The organism is Paenibacillus sp. FSL H8-0283, from assembly GCF_045040675.1.
GTDB lineage: Bacteria > Bacillota > Bacilli > Paenibacillales > Paenibacillaceae > Paenibacillus > Paenibacillus amylolyticus.
The window spans coordinates 1420723-1442435 of sequence record NZ_CP150295.1 but is presented as its reverse complement, the minus strand read 5'-3'; the positions used below and the strand labels follow the sequence as shown (position 1 = coordinate 1442435).

The following is a 21713-nucleotide window of genomic DNA, read 5'->3' as shown; positions in this document are numbered from 1 at the left end:
ACGTATAGGACGGCCCCTTCGTATGTTTTTAGTCCGAAGACATAATCTGCTTCGTCGCGGCCAGCGGCCTTATCCGATTTTCCCAGCCGGAAGAACCTTCAGCCCTTGATGCACTGCACCCAGCAAACGGTGAGTTGGATCACAGCCGTACTCCCAGAACATGATTCCGGCCAGACCTTGTTCCTTTACGTAATCACATTTGCATTGAATCGATTCTTCATCATCATAAGAAATGAGGCTGGATCCATTAAACAGAAATGGTGCACAGGCTTCTTCATCCCAATAACGAGTGTAACCATTCTTGTTAATGTACTTCGCTTCCAGCTCGGCAAATGATGGTCCATATCCGCCTGTACTACCGGCCATTTGATGGAGCCCGTAGTTTCGGTCAGGAACCTCAGTCCATATCCGGGAATAGAACGCAGCTCCGATCACAATTTTCTCCTTTGGAACGCCTGCGCTAACAAACAGGTTCACGGAAGCATCCGTACTGATTCGAAACAGATCTCCGGTTGGCGTGTACAGATTCGTATGATGTCCGGTCAGAACTTGAAAACCGCCACGCATATCATAGGTCATCAACTGCACGTAGTCCAGGTACTGCTGCACCTTAGCCATCTCTGTACCATCAACGTAGTATTGATCAGCCCCTGCTGCAATGGTGAGCAGATAATGACGGCCATCCTCTTCTCCCTTGGCACTCAGTGCCTCACGGATCGTCTTGAGAAGTAAAGTGAAATTCCGTTTATCATCAGGACTGGATGCGATACCAGCTTCACCGTAACAAGGATATTCCCAGTCCAGATCAATCCCGTCAAAAAGATATTCCTCCAGCACCCTAACCGCCGATGCAGCCATGCTGTCCCTCCCCGCCTGGGTTGAGGCGGCTTCAGAGAAACCGCCTGCGCTCCATCCGCCTACAGACAACAGCACTGTAAGATTTGGATGCTCCCGCTTGATGTTCCGAATCACATGGCCGTTTTTTAAATGCTCGGTGGTGATTGCATCATTCTTGACATGTCCAAAGGCTACGTTCAGATGTGTTAACTTCAAGAGATCCTCATGTGTCATGTCGGGGAGAACTGAATCAACAGCATAACCCGCAGCAATATATTTCGTCACTCTCTTCACTCCGATCTGTTCAATGATTGAGATATCGCAGCAGCAATCTGCAAGGCTTCCTTCCCGGTACCAATCTTGTACCCGGAAGCCATATAACGGATTTGGTACTGAGTATCCAGCACGAACAGATGTGGATAACCCGCTTCATAAGCCGCAGGCTTCAAATTGAAGCCGGACAAGGAAGCATAACTGGAATCTCGTACAAAAACCGTGCGTACAGGCAGTTTTGGATAACCAGCAGGGTCAAAGGCAGCGTTCCATTCCATATCTCCGATCATGAGTACGATTGGTATACCCAGCTTATCCAGCGGCTCTGCCAGCTCGCACAGTTCACGAATCAGATGTTTGGTCGGTTCCCGCTCAGGTTCAATCCAGGCAGCAATGGCACCCTCCGATCCCAGAAGTTCCTCCAGTTCTACCTCTGAACCGTCCAGAAGGGTCAGTATACTTCCTGGTGCCAGTTTACCCAGTACAGGAATATCAACCTCATTCTCACGATAAGACAATACAACCTCAGTGGTATCTCCAGCGTTCACGGTAAAGTAAACGAATCGTACTTTTGCCGTTCCATCTTTCAGACGAATGCCTGTCGTTAAGCGATAAGCTCCTGCCTCAACCTCATATGGCTCGCTATAGACATCCGTACTGCCATAAGGATAAATCAATGTCTTATAGACGCCATCTTCCAGACGGGCAAACGAGAAATTTTCGAAATAAGATGCTTCAGGTGTATCCTGCGGAACTTTTATATCCCTATGAAGTTGGAGCATCCCCCAGCTTGTGCTCTCCTGAGTTAGAGGTGAGGTGAGACTAAACACTGCATCCTCCCAGCCTCTATCACTTAGATACTGTGGTTTCTGTGCGCTGGGATGTAATCGGGCCGGAATACCCAAACTGCGACATACAGCCACAAACAAAATATCCAGGGACTGAAAGTCTCCCTTCATTAGACTAAACGTCCCTATTGGATTCCCTTTGCCTTTTAGATTAGGAAGATCTTCATAGTGTTCATATTGCTGTTCCAGTATTCGGGCAAGTTGCGAGGGATTCTCCCTGAAAGTTGCCGCTTCATCTGCCGAAAAGGCATTCTGGAATACACCCCGATAAGGGACCAGCATCTCATAGGAGATCCGCGGACACAGGATGTATCTCACGAACGTATATTCCGCCCATGATCCTTGTTGCGAGAGTGCACCGATCAGATGATCATCCAGCGTCTGTCGAAAAGTATCAATTAAATCTTTTTCATTCATCGACTCCAGCAACCGGAGCGGCCACTCATCGTATGGATTGGAACGTTCCTCTAGGAAAGCTACAATCTCCCGGCTGTTCCCCCGTGCCTTGCGGAGAATATCCCATACACGTACCGAGGGCAGTCCAACCTTTTTAGCCAGCGAGACAGCTTCCTCCTCACTCAGGAACGTGTCCTCATACTCGCTCCGGGTCTGCGCTCCTTCCTCCAGACGACGATTATGAATCTCAATCTTCTCTTCCGGTAATGCAACCACGACCTCTCCCTCCCTTTCCTGAGGAGGAACCATATCGAAATCTACAATCCCTGTAGGCTGCTCTGATGAGTTCAGCACAAGCTCTACATCCTTATTTTCCTGAGCCTTGAATAGGACCTCACTCCACTTGCCTCCGCTGACCCCACGAATCAAAAGGTCACCACGGCCAGTCTTAAAGGTCGCTTCCCCTTGTGCATCCGTCCTAATCTCGGCAATCGGATAGAATTCAGCCGAATTGTACAGCTCCAAACGGACACTCGCTCCGGGTACGGGCTCTCCCTGTTCATTTTTCACCTTCACATAGATGTTGCGTGTGGGCGCATAGTTCTCAAGTAAATTAATTTCCGTATATCCCTTTTCGGAGAGCGTAATATCCTCTGGTCCGGGATAGTCGGCATAGATCCTCGTATTAATCAGCATGGCCCTGCGGGCTGGCGGGCTGAACCACCCTTGATTCAGACGGGCTTCCGGCTCGCATGCCCCGATGTAATACCATTGACCATCTGCCCAGGCTTCTACCCAAGCATGATTGCTGTCACAGTGAGCCCAGCGCGGCGTATAGACCTGACGGGCAGGTATGCCGATGCTGCGAAGAGCGGCCACCGCCAGCGTGGATTCTTCGCCGCATCGACCACGAGCATTCCGGATCATCGTCAGCGGTGATATCGTGCGCAGATCGCTGCCAATATAGGTCGCTTTCTCATGACACCAGTAATTGGTCTCCAAAATGGCATCCGCCATGGATAACTTTGCTGTCCGCTCGGCTAATTCGTCATACATCAACCCGCGGTAATCTTCAATATTTTCTGTATTTATCCGATAAGGTAGCACAAAATGAAGGAACAGATGATCCGGAACGCGATCTCCCCAAGGCACACGTTTACGGGTGTCCAAAGCCCGGCGTACATGGCTCAAGAACAGGTCCCCGTTATAATCAGCCAGGTCGTTTACCGGCATATAGGCATATATATACTTCAATGCCCATGTCTCTTCTTGCGTTAGCTCCTGCTGAAAAATATGAAACAACTCCGATTTGCGGGCCTCTGCAAAACGCACCTTCTCCTGGAACTTCTGCTCGATCCTCTCCAATAACTGTGCATCAAGGGAAAATACCAAAGTTTGGCTGGTCATTGCGTTATCACTCCTTCCACAGCTTTCCGTCTTCCCGAATACAGATCAAGGCCGTTCCGTCCGAAGACGATGCAGTAATCTGGAACAGGCTGCGAGTCGTTTCAATAACAGGCTCACAGCTCAACGATTCCTCACCCAAAAGCAGCTTCACATCCTGTGTAAATTCACCATGGGTTTCATAATAATTACGTTCACGGTAGTAGAGCTTGCGAAGCTCCCATTTGATTCGTTCGTCTTCAGGCAACTCAAACGACTGATCCGTTCCGTCATCCGAGAATACAACATAACCCCATAACTCCGGGTAATGCATGTTGATAATACCCATAGGTGACCACACCCAGTTGTCCTCCGGATAAGGTTTACCCGTATCTGGATTCAGCACCTTGCGGTACTCACCGTCCTGTACCTCGGTTTGCCACTCCACACGCGAGAAGTTGACACGCCAGAACTCACCCGGCGCAGGTGGACGGATTCCTTCGGCACATTCCTTCAGACTGGCCCAGGGAATAGCGACTTCCACGCTCCATTTCCGATTCTCTGCACCAGGTCTGTTCAGTTCCCCATCGATATATACGGCCGTCTTGAGACCGCTGATATCCCAACCGTTAACCGGAGGCCCACCATCCCGATAAGGCTTCACTAATAACAGGTCCCATACCGTATTGAGCGCATTGATCTCGAACTCATAATATTGATGGGAATCCCCGTCGGGATCGATAAAAATCTCGAAGTCATTGTCATAAAAAATAACGGAATCACGTTCAGTCAGGGTAGCCCATATCTGATCTTCAATCAGCTCGGCAGCAAAATAGAAATAGTCGTCATCCCACAGCATTTTTACCCGTGTCTGTTTCTCTGGCTTCGGACGAAGATCACCTTCGATATCAACGAAATCCTCCGTCCAATGAGCCGCATCCCAGAATGCCTTATCCACACGACCGTCTAACACCAATGGTTCCTGCGCACGCTTGCATATATAATGTTTGGGAGCATACTCAATCCTGGGTTCTGGCACTCCAATTCTGTTCATGTCACTCTCTCCAATTCGTAAGGGAGGGCATGCATCTACCAGCACACGCCCTCCCCGTAATGGTTAGTTATGGGTGACAACGGCCCCAGAGCCGCCGTACATTTCCAGCTCCTCATCAAATTCGAGCTTAAGAACGGTCACCTGTTCATGCGTGTCCTCCGGGGTCATCTTGATCCACGTTGTCCCCGGGATATTGAACCAAGGCACGCCCCCATGAATCTCATGATTAAGCTCTTTGCCCGAATGCAGCACGGTAATTTTCTTGATTGGATTGCAGAGACCCTTGATGCACACATTCTCTTTTGGATCGTCATACACAAACAGGTACAGCGTCTTTCGATCCTCGGATACAGTGCTTCCCCCCAGATAATAGCGAGGCATAATGCCTTCACCCGTGCCAAAGACGGCCTCTTCATGGGTTCGGATCCAAGCTCCCAGTCCAAGCAGAATATCCTCCTGCCTCTGATCGATGGTGCCATCTTCACGCGGACCGATATCCAGCAACATATTACCGCCCATCGAAATGCAGTCGCAGAACATTCGAATGATCTGATTTAACGATTTGTATTTATGATCTGTTGGCACATAACCCCAAGATCTATTGATCGTGGTGCAGAATTCCCAGGGTCCCTCCGGTCTTGTGATCGGAATGCCTTGCTCAGGCGTTTTGTAATCCCCATAACCTTGAAGGCGGGAGTTGATGATGATATCCGGGTTAAAAGATTGCAGATAATGCTTGAACTCCGGCAGATTCCACTGCTCGGCACTCCGTTCCCAGTCCCCATCAAACCACAGCAGATCCACCTTTCCGTAATTTGTTAAAATCTCTTCCAGTTGATGGTTATTAAATCGCAGGAACTTCTGCCACTTTTCCTGAACTTGAACGCCGTCCACAGGACTTGAGTGCCGGTTGGCACTGCTGAGATCCTCAGGCACTTTTCCACCTTCATACACGCTAGGATAATCCGGGTGTGACCAATCAATGAGTGAGTAATACATCCCTAGATGAATGCCCTTTTCCCGAATCGCTTCCGCATATTCCTTCACAATGTCCCGATTCGCTGGTGTCTGTTTGACAACATTGAGATCACTATATTGCGTATCCCATAGAGCAACGCCGTCATGATGCTTCGTTGTTAATACGGCATACCGGGCACCAGACTTCTCAATCAATTCCGCCCACTTCTCCGCATTGAATTCCGATGCCGTAAAACCATCCAACTGTTTCATATATTCTTCATAGGATATCCTGCCATTATAGAAGGACCAGGATTCCGCAACCCCGTCCACCGCATAGATGCCATAGTGAATGAATATCCCCAGTTTGGCTTCTTCAAACCATTTCTGCATAACGGTTCACACCTCCCGCGAGAATTCTTATATGCGAAAAATTTAATGCAGCTAACAATATTGAAGCTAACTGCTCTCTTTCTGCATGGGATGTACCTCGATAGGCTTTATTGCCCCGAATTCCAGCGGTCATATGCCCCCTGATACAGTTCGATGATACGGTCACTGCCCATTTTCTCCATCTGTGCAATGTACTTATCCCAGTTCTCAAGTGGTTCCTGGCTGGTCACAAACTTCGCTTCCATCTGTTTAACGTACGTATCCAAGTCAGACAATAGAGCGGTTGCTTCGCTTTGCTCTTCATTTGTCAAATAAACGTTAGGAAATGGTGCTTTTCCGATAGGTACCAACTTCTCTTGATTTTGCGTGTCAATCCACTCATCAAATTCGGTGCGAAGACCCTTCGCTACATCCGGATCATTAATACCCGGTGTCAAGATACCAAAGTTCGGCGTGATTTTACCGCGGTATTCCTCACGATCCCCGCCGCCAGGAACGGGGAGCCACTCTTTCACGTGATTTTCCTTGTCTTTGAATTTCCACAGCACACCTTCCGGACCTTGATTGAACAGTGTCGCACCTTCATAACTGTATAAGTAATCGATCCATCGCATCGTCGCCTCGGGTGACGGGTTGCTGCTTGTAACAGCAAAGGTACCCCGAGCCGACATGCCCGGATGCTTGCCGTATACCGGAGAGTCTGCCACCTCGCTCTTCACGGGTGTCATTAGCGGATGATCCGTGCTGGGTTCACCACCGAGCGTGAAGTATGGATGGTAATCGTTGAACAGTGCAAGTTTGTTGCTTTCACCTTTAGCTTTTTTCTGATCACCTGTTTGAGAGAAGGTCTCATGATCCAGCAAGTCTTCCTTCCACAAGCGGTTCATGAATGTAAGATAACCTTTGTAACCTTCTTCTTGATAAGGATAGTGAACTTTACCGTCTTTATCGGAATAGATGCCTTCGTTGTACATTCCCCAGAAGCCGAAGAAAAACATGCGAAGATCATCCAGTTTTACAGAAGTAAGTGGAATTTCATCTTGCTGGCCATTGCCATTGGGATCTTCTTCTTTTACACGCTTGAGATACGTATACAATTCTTCCGTAGTCTTGGGCTCTTCTACGTTAAGTGCCTTCAAGAATTCCCCGTTGTACCACATTGGGCCTCTATACCACACGGCGGCTTTATCAATGAATGGGAGTGCATACATATGCCCATCAGGTGTTGTAAATGATTTGCGGACATCCGGGTTCTCATCGAGAATCTTTTTGATATTTGGGGCGTAACCTTCGTCAATGTATTTTTCCAACGGGATCAGGATGCCCTGGCTTCCATAAGTCACCTGTTCGGCTGGCTTGAGGTCCGCAGCATAGAACATATCCGGCAAGTCTCCGCTCGCGAAAACCAGATTTTTCTTCGTTTCAAAGCTGTCGATTGGTGAGAGCTGGTATTCCAGCTTGATGCCCGACAGTTTCTCCATTTCTTGCAGCACAGGCATCGTGCTCCAGTCGGCTACGCCCGCATCCTGGGACATGACCTTTAACGTTAGCGTTTTGTCTACAATGGGGAAACCTTCTTTTTTGACCCCCTCTACTTTGGTGGTCGTGCTTCCGTCTTCATTGGTTGAACCACAAGCTGCAAGCAATGTTGCGAATAAGGTGAGACAGAGTGTAATGGATGAAGCCTTGCGAAGCTTTTTCATAACAACAACTCCCCTTGTTTAATGTGGTATATGGATTAAGATCATCCCTTAACGGAACCGATCATAACACCCTGTACAAAGTAACGCTGGAGGAATGGATACACCGCAATGACAGGTAGGGTGGCAACAATAATGACGGCATATTTAACCAGTGCAGCGATCTCCGCTTTGGTATTCATCGCCGTGGCTGAAGACGTATCGATAGCGCCTCCCCCTTGAGCCGCCATTTCTTGAAGCACCAGAATCTGGCGCAGAAAGAGCTGTAGCGGGTACTTGGAGGAATCATTCAGATAGATCATGGCACTAAAATAGCTGTTCCAGTGTCCGACTCCATAGAAGAGCGCCATCACTGCAATGATTGGCATCGAAAGCGGGAGCACAATCTTGATGAACAACCGGGTGTTGGTACACCCATCAATATGCGCCGCTTCCTGTAACTCCTTGGGAATGGTCGATTGGAAGAACGTCCGGCATACGATAATATTCCAGATGGATGCAGCCCCGGGCAGAATAAGTGCCCACATGCTGTTCACCATACCAAGATCCTTGACCAGCAGGTAACTTGGGACAAGCCCTCCGCCGAAGAACATCGTTACCATAAACATCGCCATGAAGAATCCGCGTCCCACAAAGTCCGAGCGGCTGAGCGCATAGGCTGCCGGTAGTGTAACAATCAGGTTAACGATGGTGCCTACAACGGTATAGATAATCGTATTTTTGTACCCAATCCAGATGTTGGTGTTCTCAAACACCCGGGCGTAACCTTCAAACGTAATCCCTTTTGGAAGCAGCCACATCTCACCGGAGGCTACATATTTGGGATCACTGATTGAAGCACTGATGATGTATAACAGCGGATACAGCACAATGACGAGCGCTACCGTCAGATAGATGTAATTACACAATAAGAACAATTTATCACTTCTACTTTCTTTCACAGCGGATGACATGTATATTCCCCTCCTTTTACCATAGGCTGTTTTCACTGGTGCGGCGTGCAATCTGATTCACGGTAATAAGCAGAATCGCATTCACTACGGAGTTGAACAATCCCACCGCCGTAGAGAAACTGTACTGCGCATCGACCAGACCGGATCGATAGACAAATGTTGAGATGACATCGGACGAGCCCATGTTCAGCGGATTTTGCAGCAGCAGGATTTTCTCGAATCCGACGCCCAGAATACTGCCCATATTCAGAATTAACAAGATGGTGATCGTAGGGATGATCGCTGGAATGTTAATATGCAAAATCCGTTTGAACCGGCTCGCACCATCCACCACAGCCGCTTCATGCAGTTGCGGGTCCACACCCGATAAAGCGGCAAGGTATATAATGGTGCCCCAGCCTGCACTTTGCCAGACTCCTGATAGTACATACACTGTCTTGAACCACGCAGGGTCCGTCAGGAATTGAGGTGCCTGGAATCCAAGGGCCTGTACCAAATTGACAATCATGCCTGACGAGGGTGATAAAAAGGTAATGATCATCCCCGACATCACCACGACCGAAATGAAATGCGGTGCATACGTGACGGTCTGCACAGTACGCTTGAAGAAGGAATCCTTCACTTCATTGAACGATAACGCCAGAATAATCGGCAGTGGAAAACCTATAGCCAGCTCATACAAGCTGATGCTAAGGGTATTCCATAGTAAATCCCAGAAATAATACGAATTGAAGAAACGGATGAAATGATCGAATCCGACCCATGGGCTTCCTGTGACACCAAGCGTTGGGATAAAGTTTTTAAATGCAATTTGTATGCCGTACATCGGACCATAATGGAATATCAGAAAGTATAAAAAGGCTGGCGCAATAAACAGATACAACTCCCAGTTCCGAATCGTCCTTCTCCATAATTTATTTTTCTTGCTATTCGGAATCGTGTTTACCGTTAAGTTTTGCGTCGAGGGAGACTCCCCATTTAGCTGCATCAGTTGTTTCCTCCTTTTCTAATGAAAATCCGGCCGTTTGTGAGGAAGAGCGAAGCACTCCTGTTTTAATATAAGAAGGAGTTCCGAACCGCGTCTCCATAACGAGCGGCTCTGTTCCCCCTCTTAATTGGTAACGCTTACATACTGAGTTTATGGATCATTTTCGAATCCGTAAATATGCCATTTCCATCTTCACTTCTAAAATCACGGAATATACTGTTACAACAGGGGTTTACACTTTTGTTGCCAGCTTGTCATTGTCATTTCGCGGGTATAAAACATGTAGAATTTGACCTATTTCCCTCCTGTAGTTGTCATTGAGAGTTTCATCACATCAACTTGAAAGATGTCAGATCCGAACTTAGGTTAGAAAACAGACCTTAAAGTCAAAACCCACATATACGCATGGGACACGGTATTGATGTCTACAGCCATCATACTGAATTCTAAGGTTTGCAGGTTTCAAGGTTTTACCGACGTGATACAATGTAATATTATCTATCATACATCTCTCGCAAACTACAAGCCTGTAATGGCTTGCCTTTATTCTATATTTCTCCTCCCTCTTTCGTATATATGTTGTTTTTATCTTTGCCTTCAGGATACATAAACGCTTATAAACACTAGTAATTTGGAGTCATATATGTAAATTTTGCACAAGGTGTGGAATCTGAAAACAGTAGATATTTCGGAAAAGACCATTAAAAAAAGCCATTCCGCTAACACGAACTGGCTTTACATCCTAAGTAGATATCCATTTCTTTATAAAAAAGCGACAGGATTAATTACACTACATGTAATATAAATAATCATATGAAAACCTGTGTACAGTTTCAACTCAAATAAAAAACCACTCTCCATACATGTATGGAGAGTGGTTTGGAAGATACACATCCGTTTTAACCATGTTCAGTTTGTAGGGTTTGCAGTGAATTTACTTACCAGAAGGTTGAGCTTCTGCTGTATACCCTGTTGGGATATCCGTTTCTGCAGTCACATTGGTGATAACCATCGGATACATCATGTCTGGATCAGGTTGAATAATGGAATAGAGCACGATAGCGCGTCCATCCTTCTCCAATTTCACATCATCAATCTTCAATCCATAACCAGGATGCGGCATTTCAGCACTGAGTTTAACTTTGGTTGTTTTGTCATCAACCTTTGTCGTTGTTACTTCAGGTACAATCGCTTGTTGGCCTTCACCTGGATTGGTTGGAGTTGGCTCTGCTGAGCCGCCATTGCCGTGTTTATCCACAAATTCAAGTGCATTAAAGATCATGCTTGCAGCCTCCATACGGGTAAGCGACTGATCTGGACGGAAGTTACCGTCCTTATCCAGTTCAATGATGTTCATGTTCAGCAGGTTCTGGACTGCAGATATGGCGTCCTTACCGATTTTATTTTCGTCCTTAACAAGATTATACTTCATGATGACCGGATAATTCCCGGTTGTGTTAATCCCTTCATTCAGCAAAATGACAAACAGTTCACGTGTCATCTTGCCCTGCGGGTTCACTTCAACCGGAATGGACAGTCCATTCTGAGTAGCGGCCTGCACCGCATCGGCATACCACGTATCCGGACTGATTTTATTCTGAGCGGATGCTTCCGCAAATTCATTTTTCAGACCAAATGCATTCACAATCAGTTGAACACCCTGTGGCTCGGACAATGCAAGATCTGGACGGAACAGATCCGCTGTTACTCCGCTAACAATACCTTTTGATTTCAATGAATCCACAATCGACTTCTGACCTTCATCCTTCACATCTGTGAAAGCAAATACCGATGCACCTCCTGCTGTCAAAGAAACGCAGAGCGCAAGTGTTGCAGCCAAACCTTTTTTATGTTTCATTTCCTGGCACCTCCATATGATTAGTAAAGCCTATTTTTTACCTCTTCATTCCTACAGACGGGGCATCCTTAGAAAATGTTTCAGTAATTTCGACATCTGGTGAATACAACACGAGAACACGGCATAGAACCCTTCTCCAACGCCGATAATCTAAATCACCTGCTTTTTGCTAAGTGGCTTCGTTGACATCCCATCGGATTAGCGCAAAAATAAGAATAGAGAAATCTATCGGATGACGGATAAACAACGAACTGGATCGCATACAGTAAGAGGGCACGACGCGCTAATAACAGGTGTCGGCCCTTTTCTTGACTCCACCTGCTGAACTGACTTCACCTATAACAAAAGGAGAACAACGCTTATGTCCAAGAAAGGATTACTTCGCGGTTATGTTGTGTCGAACTGGCCTGTTTATCTGGTTGCTGTTCTTCTGATTATTGCCTCCAATGTCGGGCAAGCATCCTTGCCCCGCATACTCGGCAGCTTCACGGATCAGTTGATGCAGAACACGCTTCAGATGCAGACGGTCGTAAGGTACAGCCTGTCCCTTCTAGCTATTGCCATCGGGTATAATCTGCTGTTCGGTACCGGGCAATTCATGATTATGAAGCTCGGTCGACGCTTCGAATTCATGACGCGTGAGCGTATATTCAGTAAGTTTTCCGAACTTAGCGAACATTATTTCTCCAAACAGGGGAACGGAAAACTCCTCAGTTATGTCATGAATGACGTTACTTCCGTACGTGAAGCGATATCCAATGGTGTGACACTCATGACCAATGCCACCTTCCTGCTGTTGTCCTGCATTGTCATGATGCTACTTAGCGGGATTCCGTTGACGCTCATTTTAATCAGTGTTGTCCCTTTGCTGGCGATCCCATTTCTGGTCGTGTTTTTTGGTCCGCGGATTCGCAAGCGCTCTCGCGACGTGCAGGAAGCTCTTGCAACCATGACGGAATCGGCGGAAGAGCAGCTGGGTGGCATTCGCGTAACCAAGACGTTTGCCATCGAAGACAGTGCTCGTGCACGCTTTGGAACCACCGTCGATGAGATCAAGAGCAAACAGCTTCGACTCGTTCGTCTGTCTTCGTTGTTTCAAGCATTGCTCCCGCTGCTGGGAGCCATCTCATTGGTCGTTTCTCTGCTTGTCGGAGGTATTATGACCATGCAGAATTCTATTACACTCGGGAGTTTTGTCGCCTTAACCTTATATCTGCGCATTATTATGGGACCGCTTCAACAGATCGGCAATGTTATTAATACCGTTCAGCGCTCAGGCGCATCACTGGAGCGGGTGAATGACCTGCTCAGCGAAGTAGCAGATGTACGTGAACTTCCTGAAGCCACAGCGCTCCAAACCGTACAAGATATCACCATGGAGAATCTAACCTTCTCCTATCCTGGCAGTTCATCTCCTGCTCTCCAAAACATTCAACTCAATATCCGTGCCGGGCGAACGGTCGGTATTGTAGGCAAGACCGGCTCAGGTAAAAGCACCCTCGTTAAGCTATTGCTGCGTACATATGAACCACCTGAAGGAACAATTCGCATCAATGGTACCGATATTCGGCAGCTGTCGCTGGAAAGTCTAAGATCGCGCATCGCCTATGTCCCTCAGGATGGATTCCTGTTTAGTACCACCATCCGAGATAACATCGCATTTAGCGACCGGGAAGTATCGCTGGATACAGTGGAACATAGTGCACGGCAAGCCATGATCTATGATAATATTGTCCGTTTTCCTGATCGCTTCGATACACTGCTTGGCGAACGTGGACTCACCCTGTCTGGTGGACAACGTCAGCGAACCAGCCTTGCAAGAGGACTGATCAAACAAGCACAGTTACTTATTCTGGATGACAGTATGAGCGCGGTTGATGCCGTCACCGAGAGTGGTATTCTGCGCAGTTTGCGCGAGATTGGCAAGGGCAAGACTACATTAATCATCTCTCATCGCATCAGCGCGGTCCGTCATGCGGACGATATTATCGTTCTGGATGAAGGGCGAGTCGCTGAACAGGGAACACATGCGCAGTTGATGGCTGCCAAGGGGTTATATGCGGCCACCTACCGTTTGCAGGAGGAGGGATTACATCATGTCTAACACTAACGCTGAACTTCACCCAGATGCAGAGGCCGATCAGAGTAAACGAACTTCGTTTAAGGCCATGATGGCATACGCCAAACCGCATAAATGGGCTTTTGCCGGTATCTTCTTCTGCTCACTGCTCGGCATATCGGCAGATCTGCTGCAACCCTATCTGGTGAAGATCGCCATCGATGATCATCTGGCCGTGGGCCAGACCAGTGTGGGCTTTCTCGTTCAGCTCGCAGCCATCTTTCTTGGGCTGGCTGTCATCAGTTTTATTTTTACCTATATCCAGAATAATCTGTTGCAGCATGTGGGTCAGAACATTGTATCCCGGATCAGAAAGGACCTGTTCAAGCATATCTCCAAGATGTCCATGTCCTTCTTTGACCGTTTTCATATCGGCAGTCTGGTCACGAACGTATCCAGTGATACGGAGACCATCAGCAGCTTTTTCACTCAAGTACTGCTCAGTCTGATTCGGGATGGTATGATGCTGGTGCTCATTATCGTCTTTATGTTCCAACTTGATCCTGTGCTGGCGACATACTCCCTGATCGTTCTGCCTGTCATTGCGGTGGTTGCGGTATTATTCCGTAGTCGACTGCGAAAAGCTTATCAAAATGCCCGTACGCGTCTTTCCCGTCTGATCGCATTTACGGCGGAGAACCTGTCCGGTATGTTTCTGATTCAGGCTTTTCACCAAGAGGAAGAACAGAAGAAACGTTTCTCGGAACAGAACGCACTTCACCTGAAAGCCAACATTGCTCAAGCCCGCTCCAATGTTATCTTCAACCGGACGTTTGATATCCTTGGCAATGCGGCACTGGTTATGATGGTCTGGCTTGGAGGTCGCGCTGTACTGGGTGAGTCCCTGCAAGTCGGGGTATTGTATGCGTTTATCAGCTATATTCGTCAGTTCTTTCAACCGATTAACCAGATTACGATGCAATGGAATACATTCCAGTCCACGACCGTATCAATGGATCGCATCTGGAACATTCTGAATACACAGCCTGAAGTTGCCGATCCCAAACCCGGTATGGCTTCCTTGCTGGAACCAAAAAATGTGATGGGTCAGATTGATTTTAATGATGTGTCGTTTGGTTATCGGGCAGACCGGCCTTTGATCCAACAGATGAACCTGCACCTCTATCCGGGTGAAATGGTAGGTATCGTGGGAACAACAGGCGCTGGTAAAAGCACACTGATCTCCCTGCTCAATCGCTTCTATGATGTAGACAAGGGCAGTATCGAGATTGACGGTACCGATATCCGGCATCTGCCGCAGGCTAAGCTTCATCGGATCGTGGGTCTGATTCAACAGGAACCCTTCCTGTTCTCCGGTTCCATTATTGATAATGTGAGAATGTTTCGTGAGGATATTACGCGAGAGCAGGCAATTGAGGCCTGCCGGTTTGTCGGGGCACATGCGATGATTTCACGTTTGCCTCACGGATATGATACACATCTATCCGAACGTGGAAGCGGACTATCCGCTGGGGAGCGGCAGTTGATTTCATTTGCCCGGATCGTGGTGTTCCAACCCCGAGTGCTCATCCTGGATGAGGCAACCGCCAATCTGGACTCACACACGGAACAGCTTGTGCAGCAGGCGCTGGAATCGGTATCCCAGGGACGCACCACCATTGTCATTGCTCATCGCCTGTCTACGGTGATGCATGCCGATCGAATTCTGGTGATGGAAAATGGTGAGATTGTGGAGGAAGGACCGCACCAGGAACTAATCACAGCCAAAGGTGTATATGCAGACTTGTACACCCATGCGCGTGATGCAGGTAAAAATTCAGCTATATCAGGGTAATGAACCTGAGTTATAGTAAATACAGAACGTTGAACATGCCGCTCTGCTTATGCAGGCGGCACGTTTGGCATATCGATCAGCATTGTTAATTAGGAGGAACATCCATGCAACAACCCGAAACACCCAAGCGTGACCATCAGCAGATTCGTTACCAACGCAGCACAGCTCTATGGAAGGGAAGTTTATGCTTCCTTTTCCTTCTCTTGTGCGTGAGCTTATTATGGATCATCGTGGACGGACAAGCCGAAAGACTGGAGACCATATACTATTCCATTGCAGCCGTGCTGGGTATGTGGTTGATCGGACCGCTGTTCTTCATGTTTGTGTCACGACTAACCAAAACCCCTGCCGTGTTGTTATCCTGGGATGATGATGCGTTAAGCACGGGCAAACGTAAGATTGCTTGGAGCCAGATTCGCAAAGTCGAACTCGCCTCACCTGCCCGCAGCAAGTGGCTCCTGTCCGCTTCTCCCATGTTTGTCCTGTACTTAAAGGACGGCACACGGTCTCATATTCAGACAGATCATCTGCTGAGCAAAAAAGAGCTGAACCAGGCTGTGTCCTTACTTCAGGAGACTTTGCTGGAACAGAAACAGGATCGTTGAGTACCGGGATGGATGAGGACAAGCTCCCCACACATCACTGTGATTTCTCTACACCTATGGACAGGCTGACTTTGTAATTGCCGTAAGGCAACAACGCTTCAAGTAGTTGACCAAGCTGCTCTGTGGTGCCTGTCTGCACTCTCATCAGATAACAGCCTTCTCCGCTGACGCGATGGACTTCAACGATGTCCTCACGTTCAGCAATGAATGTACGAAAGGCGGCATGTCTGTCGCCGGAGTTCAAGAAAACTGTGACAAAGGCCTGTAGGCCGAGGCCAAGGCGTTCCGGGTTCCATTTTACCGTGTACCCTTCGATTACACCCATATCTTGCAACTTGCGCACTCTTGCACCAACCGCCTGTCCCGTGAGATGAACCTCTTCACCGATCTCTTTGTGAGAACGTTTGGCATCCTGAATCAGAATCTGCAAAATACGTATATCCGTGTCATCTATCATTTCATTCATCTTGCTTCAGCAATCCTTTCACGGTGAAATTAGCGTGGCCTAATTCCATTCATCATGTTATGTACGCCGTTAAACGGGTTGTATACCATATAGGGTAATACTATTAAACAACTCGAAGGAGTGCAAATATAATGAAAATCCAATTGATTCGCAATGCTACACTGTGGCTGGAATACGGAGGGCTGAACATTCTCGTTGATCCGATGTTGATGGACGCCGAAGTCATGCCTGCATTCCCGAACACACCCAATGAGCTACGTAATCCAAGAGTGAGTTTGCCCGAAACCGAAACGGATTATCTGAATCCGGATCTGTTGATTGTGACACACACCCATGTGGACCACTGGGATGAAGCAGCGGCGAAACAACTTGGCAAAGACATTCCCCTGATCTGCCAGCCTGGGGATGAGAATGTATTTCTGGAGGCTGGATTCACGAATGTAACAGCTGTAGATGAAAAACATGAGCATCACTCTGTCCGATTCGCCCGTACATCCGGGCATCATGGCACAGGTGAAATCGGCGAACGTATGGGCAAGGTGTCCGGTTTCGTACTTGAAGCAGATGGAGAACCTGTCACCTATATCGCTGGAGATACCATCTGGTGTGAAGAACCTGCTGAGGCCATCCGCCAATATACGCCTGAAGTTATTGTCGTAAATGCCGGAGGTGCACGCTTCGTGGAGGGTGATCCCATTACAATGGATGGGCCTGACGTTGTCGCCGTGAAGCGCCATGCGCCATCTGCTCATGTCATCGCTGTGCACATGGATGCGATTAACCATTGTGTGATGTCTCGTACGGATCTTGCGACTTATCTGGCATCCGAGCAGTTGGATGGTCAGGTGCTCATCCCACGTGACGGTGAAAGTTTTGAGTTTTAAATTGAAGCGGAAGCTACGCTGAATCAAAGCGGAAGAGAATTAACCTTTTCACACAGGTGGGTGGATTGTAACGAACTCAGCACACGTTATTAGTCTGTTTTTGGCTAATCTGATATCCTAACGAATCGGAGACACGTTATTTCCGCTCTGGGCATGCTTTTACCGAGATTCATCCGTCTTTTTGCAAGGATAACGTGTCTCCGATTCGTTAAATATCTACTATAACGATAATCGGCACAATAAGGTGTCCCAGGTTCGTTAGCGCGTATGACAGGACTGTGCACTTCATTTTCAACACACGCCATTACCTAATTTATATGCTACCTTGTCTGCCACTTCATTACTCATGCCTCCCATGCCTTCCTTTTTCCTATAAAATACAACGAAAAAAAAGCTGGATGCGATGAACTCGCACCCAGCTTTTTTGATTGAAAGAACACGCTAATCCGCTGTTCGCTGGCTTCCCTCTCGGGCATCATGCCTGCCACTGCGCTCTCACGTGTCCCATCCCTTTATGCTATCTCTTACTGGACTTTCAAACGGATCACGTTCCATGATGCTTTTGCCAAGCTCGCCGTAATCAGGGTATCAGATACAACTGCACCCCCGCGATTATGAGGAGCAACGCGGTTTGGTTGTGCTGCCGTATTAGATGCTTTGAGATCATCACTTTCCAGCACGATATGCTCAATCACGGTACACTTCCCGAAGCTGCGCAGGTCCACTTCGAGCGGAAGGGATTCTTCCAGATGACGGTTGACTGCAAATACAGTCACTTCACCCTGCTCTTCGTTATGAACCGCAATAGCTTCCAGATAAGGTACATCTGTGATTTGTTTTGTATCGTATTTTGGAGACTGGATCAATGGCACCAATGCTGTTCCACGCCCGAAGAGGGACGTATGCATGAATGGATAGAAGATTGTCTGTCTCCATGAACCACCGCCCGTATCTGTCATGATCGGTGCAATTACGTTAACGAGTTGTGCCAGACAAGCCATTTTAACCCGATCCGCATGTTTGAGCATACTGATCAACATACATCCAACAAGCAGTGCATCCTCATGATTGTAGATATCCTCAAGCTGTGGCGGAGCAATCTGCCAAGGGTCCATCTTCGAATCATTTTCATTGGAGTGATACCATACATTCCACTCATCAAAGGACAGATACATCGTCTTTTTGCTACGTTTCTTCGCTTTGATATAATCACAAGTCGCCTTCACGGTATCGATAAAACGATCCATTTCAAGCGAGCGTGCCAGGAACGTTGGCGTATCTTGCTCTTGATTGCCGTAGTATTGATGCAAGGACAGATACTCCACGTGATCATACGTATGATCCAGCACCGTTGCTTCCCATTCCGGGAACGATGGCATATTCAGATTCGAACTTCCGCAGGCTACCAGCTCAATCGTCGGGTCCGTCCACTTCATGACTTTTGCCGCTTCAACTGCTAACCGTCCATACTCTTCTGCCGTTTTGTGACCAATCTGCCAAGGACCATCCATCTCGTTGCCCAGACACCATGTTTTGATCGCATGCGGCTGCTTGTATCCATGCTTGATGCGAAGATCACTATAGTACGAACCTTCCGGATGGTTGCTGTACTCCACAATGTTGCGAGCTGCATCCGTACCCCGTGTTCCCAGATTAACGGCCATCATGACTTCAGAATTAGCCTGTTTTGCCCAGTCCACGAATTCGTTGAAACCAAATTCATTGGTCTCAATCGTTCTCCAGGCCAGTTCCAGTCTGCGTTTGCGTTCTGACACAGGTCCAACCGAATCTTCCCAATTGTAACCGGATACAAAATTACCTCCAGGATAACGTACAATCGGTACATTCAACTCTTTGACCATCTCCAGCACATCCGTGCGGAAACCCTGTTCATTCGCTGATGGATGCCCCGGCTCGTAAATCCCGCCATAGACGGCACGTCCCAGATGCTCAATAAATGATCCGTACAAGCGCTTATCCACTACACCAATAGTAAAATCTTTATCAACCGTCATTTTTGCTTTTTCCATAATGAATTTCAACTCCCTAAGATTAATATAAAAATTAATTGATATTCTATGGATCAACGTTCATATTTATATTAAAATCGATTATAGCCTTAATTTCAACCTGAATTTTGCAAAATGTTATTCTTTTTACTGAATTTATGTTTAACTTAATTCTATACAGATAAAATGGAGGAACAACTGTGATCAGAGCAAATACCGATGCCGAATGGCTACCCCTATATGAAGCACTTGCCAGTGAAGTCCGTCTACAGATCATCCGCCTTGTTGCAGAGACTCCGATGAATGTGAAAGACCTTGCTGCTTCACTGGGTCTGAGTAGTGCCATCGTGACCATGCATGTCCGCAAACTTCAGGATGTGGGCATTATTCAGTCCAAAATGATACGCAAAGACGGCGGCACACATAAAATGAACAGCCTTGCTGTAGACTGGATTGGCATCTCCATGCCGCAGGAAAGCGGGACAGCCCGCAAGCTTCACGAGGTTTCCGTCCCTGTGGGACACTATACTCACTTTGACGTCTATCCGACATGTGGTCTGGCTACATCCAATCATGTTATCGGACAGTATGATGACCCTCGTTATTTTCTCGACCCCGAGCGGATGCATGCGCATATTCTGTGGTTTGGCCGTGGATTTGTGGAGTACAAAATTCCAAACTATATCTTATCCGGACAGCAGATCAATGCCATTGAACTGGCCCTCGAAATCGGATCAGAAGCCCCTTCGGTGAATCCAAATTGGCCCTCGGATATTACATTCATGCTGAATGGCATCCGATTAGGGGAATGGACAAGCCCTGGAGATTCAGGCAACGGACGTGGCATGTTCACCCCGGAATGGTGGAGTGACAGTGTCAATCAGTACGGCATGCTCAAGGTACTGCGAATTACCAATGAGGGTACGTTTATTGATGGACAACATCTATCCGACATTACACTCGCAGATATCCCGGTCGAACGCAACCAATGGACTCTTCGTCTTTCGGTGGAGGAAGATGCTCAGCATGTGGGCGGGCTTACCTTATATGGCGAGGGATTCGGCAACTACAATCAGGATATCCTGTTCCGGCTGTACTATCACGATTGAGTTCTTCAAAATAATAAATAACACCAAAACACCTCCCAGTCGCCTGTCAAAGGCAGAATGGGAGGTGTTTTGTATGCATATGAACATGCGTAGATTATTTAAGAAAGTTCTTGTTCTAACTTACAGCGCACTGCCACCAAACAGGAAGCGATACTCCCAGTGTTTGCCGGAGATATCACTAGTTGTTACACCACCGCCAGCGTTGGAATACGTATGTAATACCTTGCCGTTGCCCAGGTAAATCCCTGTGTGCGTAATGGTTGCGCTAGATTTATTCACGCCCGAATACGATGATGCAGAGCTGCCTTTATACGACATGAAATACATCAGATCGCCGCGTTTCAGGTTTTTCCAGTTCGTCTGAACTGTACCCTTGGCTTTTACATAATCTCCCTGTTTGCGGGAATCCGCTGGAAGCTTGATGCCCAGTGCATCAATGAAGGCCTGGCGTACAAAGCTGGAACAGTCAAAAGTAGCTGTGCTGTTACGACTGGCTCCGAACTCATAAGGTGTTCCCAAATATTTCATTCCGGCTGCAATCACTTTTTCTACAGATGCATTGCCGGTCACCGATGTACCACTATTCGAACCCGATCCGCTTGTGCCGCCACTAATCGCTTGTGTGTATTTGGATGAAGAAGATATGTAGCCTGTCCGGTTAGCAGAATCCTTAATCTTATACCAATCCGAACCGGATTGCTGAAGCACCGTTACCGTTTCCCCTTTAGCGACCAAGCGAACAATCTTCGCAGAAGAAGAAGGTGTTGTGCGTAGGTTTACGCCCCAAATTACTTTTACTTGTGAATTGTTAACAGCAGCTGCCGATACCTGTGCCGTTAGTGCTCCTGTCGTCAGACTTCCCATCAGCATCGTTGCTGTGACACTTGCCGTAATAATCGTTTTTTTCCAGTTCATGATGTCGAGTTCCCCCTGATGTTACAGAATTTTAACCTGGCTTGGTTCTCCCGGGCTTGCCCCATTGTAAACGGGCTATCCATAACGTTCATCAGTCAAAAGTCCTGTATTGATATAGGCGAACTTGAGCACTAAGTATCAGGATGTGTCCATAATCTACTGGAAAAATTC

At 47.5% G+C, this 21713-nt stretch carries 16 protein-coding genes; 5 read left to right on the top strand and 11 right to left on the bottom strand.

The window, feature by feature from the left end:
* Positions 1-69 precede the first annotated feature (69 nt).
* The 8 genes from MHI52_RS06400 to MHI52_RS06365 all read right to left on the bottom strand — a co-directional run bounded on the left by MHI52_RS06400 (position 70) and on the right by MHI52_RS06365 (position 11640).
* Positions 70-1122, bottom strand: a complete 1053-nt coding sequence (locus MHI52_RS06400) for a glycoside hydrolase family 18 protein (RefSeq protein WP_340032122.1) — start codon at positions 1120-1122, stop codon at positions 70-72.
* A 5-nt stretch (positions 1123-1127) separates the two neighbouring features.
* A complete protein-coding gene (locus MHI52_RS06395) occupies positions 1128-3761 on the bottom strand; it encodes a transglutaminase domain-containing protein (protein WP_405158695.1) in 2634 nt (877 codons plus the stop codon).
* Positions 3762-3768: 7 nt separating this feature from the next.
* Positions 3769-4791, bottom strand: coding sequence for a carbohydrate-binding family 9-like protein (locus tag MHI52_RS06390; protein ID WP_405158694.1), 1023 nt, complete (start codon positions 4789-4791; stop codon positions 3769-3771).
* A 63-nt stretch (positions 4792-4854) separates the two neighbouring features.
* A complete protein-coding gene (locus MHI52_RS06385) occupies positions 4855-6141 on the bottom strand; it encodes an alpha-L-fucosidase (RefSeq protein ID WP_405158693.1) in 1287 nt (428 codons plus the stop codon).
* A 107-nt stretch (positions 6142-6248) separates the two neighbouring features.
* Positions 6249-7844, bottom strand: coding sequence for an extracellular solute-binding protein (locus tag MHI52_RS06380; RefSeq protein WP_405158692.1), 1596 nt, complete (start codon positions 7842-7844; stop codon positions 6249-6251).
* 41 nt (positions 7845-7885) lie between these two features.
* Positions 7886-8794, bottom strand: coding sequence for a carbohydrate ABC transporter permease (locus MHI52_RS06375; protein ID WP_036668765.1), 909 nt, complete (start codon positions 8792-8794; stop codon positions 7886-7888).
* A 16-nt stretch (positions 8795-8810) separates the two neighbouring features.
* Complete coding sequence (locus tag MHI52_RS06370; RefSeq protein WP_340983239.1) at positions 8811-9782, bottom strand: ABC transporter permease subunit; 972 nt, start codon at positions 9780-9782, stop codon at positions 8811-8813.
* Positions 9783-10716: 934 nt separating this feature from the next.
* Positions 10717-11640 (bottom strand): S-layer homology domain-containing protein, encoded by a 924-nt coding sequence (locus tag MHI52_RS06365; RefSeq protein WP_315371906.1) that lies wholly within the window; start codon positions 11638-11640, stop codon positions 10717-10719.
* Between the two features lie 361 nt (positions 11641-12001).
* Between MHI52_RS06365 and MHI52_RS06360 the strand changes: the two genes are divergently transcribed.
* From MHI52_RS06360 to MHI52_RS06350, 3 genes are all read left to right on the top strand, one after another.
* Positions 12002-13744, top strand: coding sequence for an ABC transporter ATP-binding protein (locus MHI52_RS06360; protein WP_076214585.1), 1743 nt, complete (start codon positions 12002-12004; stop codon positions 13742-13744).
* Positions 13737-15554, top strand: coding sequence for an ABC transporter ATP-binding protein (locus tag MHI52_RS06355; RefSeq protein WP_282319157.1), 1818 nt, complete (start codon positions 13737-13739; stop codon positions 15552-15554). The genes MHI52_RS06360 and MHI52_RS06355 overlap by 8 nt, the downstream gene beginning before the upstream one ends.
* A 104-nt stretch (positions 15555-15658) precedes the next feature.
* Positions 15659-16159 carry a hypothetical protein gene (locus tag MHI52_RS06350; protein WP_127547949.1) on the top strand — a complete coding sequence of 167 codons (501 nt, stop codon included), beginning with the start codon at positions 15659-15661 and terminating at the stop codon, positions 16157-16159.
* Positions 16160-16193: 34 nt separating this feature from the next.
* Here MHI52_RS06350 and MHI52_RS06345 read toward each other — a convergent pair whose 3' ends face one another.
* A complete protein-coding gene (locus MHI52_RS06345) occupies positions 16194-16625 on the bottom strand; it encodes an Lrp/AsnC family transcriptional regulator (protein WP_405158691.1) in 432 nt (143 codons plus the stop codon).
* A 131-nt stretch (positions 16626-16756) separates the two neighbouring features.
* Between MHI52_RS06345 and MHI52_RS06340 the strand changes: the two genes are divergently transcribed.
* Positions 16757-17509: an MBL fold metallo-hydrolase gene (locus MHI52_RS06340; protein WP_405158690.1), complete on the top strand. Its 753-nt coding sequence runs from the start codon at positions 16757-16759 to the stop codon at positions 17507-17509.
* Between the two features lie 524 nt (positions 17510-18033).
* Here the strand turns inward: MHI52_RS06340 and MHI52_RS06335 are convergent.
* Complete coding sequence (locus MHI52_RS06335) at positions 18034-19539, bottom strand: alpha-N-arabinofuranosidase (protein ID WP_051449607.1); 1506 nt, start codon at positions 19537-19539, stop codon at positions 18034-18036.
* 182 nt (positions 19540-19721) lie between these two features.
* Between MHI52_RS06335 and MHI52_RS06330 the strand changes: the two genes are divergently transcribed.
* Positions 19722-20627 carry an ArsR family transcriptional regulator gene (locus MHI52_RS06330; RefSeq protein WP_036611621.1) on the top strand — a complete coding sequence of 302 codons (906 nt, stop codon included), beginning with the start codon at positions 19722-19724 and terminating at the stop codon, positions 20625-20627.
* Positions 20628-20747: 120 nt separating this feature from the next.
* Here the strand turns inward: MHI52_RS06330 and MHI52_RS06325 are convergent, their stop codons facing one another.
* Positions 20748-21542, bottom strand: coding sequence for a C40 family peptidase (locus MHI52_RS06325; RefSeq protein ID WP_047841902.1), 795 nt, complete (start codon positions 21540-21542; stop codon positions 20748-20750).
* Between the last annotated feature and the right edge of the window lie 171 nt (positions 21543-21713).